The organism is Mycobacterium sp. (genome assembly GCF_025965855.1).
Taxonomy (GTDB): Bacteria; Actinomycetota; Actinomycetes; order Mycobacteriales; family Mycobacteriaceae; genus Mycobacterium.
This window is the reverse complement of the sequence record NZ_JAOPWB010000005.1, coordinates 1-2,827: the sequence shown is the minus strand read 5'-3', so window position 1 is coordinate 2,827 and position 2,827 is coordinate 1. Positions and strand designations below refer to the sequence as shown.

The 2,827-nt window shown below is 61.2% G+C and carries 1 protein-coding gene and 2 pseudogenes; all 3 read right to left on the bottom strand.

All coding sequences use genetic code 11. From position 1 onward, the window contains the following. Positions 1-326: 326 nt before the first annotated feature. Complete coding sequence (locus JWP83_RS00265; protein WP_367185553.1) at positions 327-1,229, bottom strand: nitronate monooxygenase; 903 nt, start codon at positions 1,227-1,229, stop codon at positions 327-329. Between the two features lie 109 nt (positions 1,230-1,338). After that, positions 1,339-1,966: pseudogene (locus tag JWP83_RS00260) on the bottom strand (nitronate monooxygenase). 313 nt (positions 1,967-2,279) lie between these two features. Next, positions 2,280-2,662 (bottom strand): annotated as a pseudogene (locus JWP83_RS00255) (VOC family protein); the annotation flags it as partial. Positions 2,663-2,827 lie beyond the last annotated feature (165 nt).

The window sequence follows — 2,827 nt, the reverse complement described above, 5'->3', positions numbered from 1 at the left end:
GACCCCCGGGCAATTCGCATGTACCTGTTCAGGGCCCGGCGGCGATGTTCGAACAGAACGCGATATCGCCGGCTGGTTTGCCGCCTCACATCCTTGCCGACCAATGGTGACGGACCCGGGCATCACGCGCCGATACGGCTGGTGCACAAGCCCGCTGAGAACTGCGGAATGTCCATGGAAGTCCAGTGCCGCGCTGGTCAATTCGCCGTTACCGTGCGTCGAGCACATGACACGCTAGGTCATAGCCGTTCCAAGTCCGGCGGGTCGAATACGAACATATCCAGCATCGAGACTCTCGGTGTGCAAGTGTTGCGCCTGGCGCGGTATCACGTCAGACTTCCGACGATCTCTGCGACTGAGCCATTGCGCGCATGTCGAAAGCGGGTGCCTGCCCATAAGGCCATTCCATGTGGATCGTCTGCTTCGCCGGCCGCCGAGTGAAGTGGAGCGGTCACTAGGCCGATCTGCGGGAAACCGAATGGGGCTTGCATGCCATATCGATCGACAAAGCGGTTCCGTAAGGCCCGTGCATAGCGACCGGTGAACGCTCGGGTGACCACGGTCTCGGCGAAAGCCGCGTCGCGCAATGCCGCTCGATGTGTCGGGTGTGTGCCTGCTTCGTCGGCGAGCAGGAACGCGGTGCCAAGCTGAGCTGCGACTGCGCCTGCGGCTAGCACCCGTGCGACGTCATCTGCGGTGGCCAATCCCGCGGAAGCGACAACATGGACATCTGCATCGACACATATCGCGGTGAGCAGCTGCAGCAATGGCGTGTCGCACGGCGGCGCTACAGGATCGAAGGCGGCCCGGTGTCCGCCGGCGGCAGGTCCTTGCACTATCAGTGCGTCAATACCACGCGCTACCGCCATCTTGGCCTCTGCCACGGTCGTAACGCTGGCGAAAAGGAGTATTCCGCTGCTATGGGGGCACGAGCATATCTGCTCGGAAGGAAGCCCGAATGTGAACGACACCACCGCCGGGCGCATGTCCGACACTACAAGCAGCTTGGCTGCCCACCCGTCATCGTCGTCGCGAGGTGTCCCGATCCGAACGCCGTACAGCTGGGCCTCAGGTGCTAGAGCTTTTGCGTATTCGGTGTACTGACGCTGCGTGCCCGCACTTGGTTGAGGTACGAACAGGTTGACGCCGAGCGGCGCCGAGGTTAGCCCACGTGCAGCATCGATTCGTTCAGCGAGGACATCGGGGCTCAACAGGCCGCCTGCGAGCATACCGAGACCGCCGGCGTTGCTGGCTGCTGCCGCGAGCTGGGAGTTGACGGTCCTCCCGCCATCGGAGCGACGATGAGCGGCTTTGAAAGATCGCTGATGTCAAATCGATTCATTCAGTCTTTCCTTCACGTAGGTTTAACCGATGTGACGCGCTGTCGATCTGCCGAGGTCGGACGAGCGCCACTGGGTCGAAGGTGCCTCGATGTCCTCCTGCGCAAGGACCTTGGGCCACAAGTGCCTGCGCCCCGCACGCCAGCGCCAGCTGTGCTTCTTCAACGGTGGTCACTGTCGCAACCGGAACGATGTCGGCAGATTTCAGGCGCCGGCATTCGTCAATCGTCGGCAAGCCCAAGGCAAAGGACACGACCTCGGGCCGCAGATCATGCATCAAGTTCAGTTTCGCGGCCCAATCGTCATCGCTGTGGTGCGGCACCCCTAGCCCAACTCCGTAATGTTCAACCCCACCAGCCAGCGCTTTCGCGTACGCGGCGAACCGTCCCGGCGAGCCCGTAGTCGATTGTGGCACAAAGAATTTACCGCCAAGCGGACCACAGGTGAGTGCGCGCGGAGACGATCTGTTCGGCGAGACGGCCGGCCGGGAGGAGGCCACCGGCGATATATCCCATGCCTCCGCCGTTGGTTATCGCAGCGGCAAGTTCGGGTGTCGAGGGGCCCCCCGCCATTGGTGCGACGATCAATGGAACGTTCAGTTGTGCTAGGACGAATCGTTTCGACACCGTTGACTCCCTGATGGTTCCGTGGCCAAGCTTCTGATGTGTGCCGGTGGTGAAAGGCGTTCCAGATGGATCAACGGATTCGCCCCCCGGAACCGCTCACCTCGCTGACGGCAGTTCCCGAATGCCCAAGAGTGTCTCGTCCATCGACAAATCGCCGTTGTCGGTTTGGCCGTCGTCTGCCATAGAGCCACAAGTGAGAAGAAGGTAGACCGTTGTGGTTGGCGCAGGAAAGGTGCCGGACAATATCATCGTCGGGCGGGATCGTCTGGGAGCGCGGTCATCCCACGATTGCTTGATGCGGGCCATAGCGTGGTCAGAGCACCTTCTCGCCGTACAACTCGCCGAGTGGATCGGCGATAAGCTCGAGGCGGGTGCCGTCGGGGTCATTGAAGTACAGCGAGGATTCGCTGCGTTCATCTAGCCCCACGCCGGCGTCCATCAGCCGGGCGCGCAGGCGGTGCCATTGCTTCGGCTCGACGCTGATTGCGACGTGATGCAGCCCGCCGAACACCTCCTGGTACGCACCGAGGTCGAGATTGGGGAAATCCAAAGAAGCCCACGAGGTTACCGTTGCCGATGTCGAAGAAAAAAGTGCGAAGAGCCGGGATAGTCGCGGTTCTCGAACAACTCGGTCAGTGGAAACTCGAGTGGATCCTGGTAAAAGCGGATGGTGCGCTCGACGTCGCTGCTTACTAGTTAGAAAGTGCACAGGCAGTAAGAATTTCGAGCCCGCGTCCTGAGACACGATATGAGACAGCACGAACCTGGGACTTCCGAGCCGGAGATCAGCGCTTCGCGGGATACCTCATTTCTCTAGAAACGAGACACAGGGGCTGGGCTGCAGATGAGAGAGAGAACGTC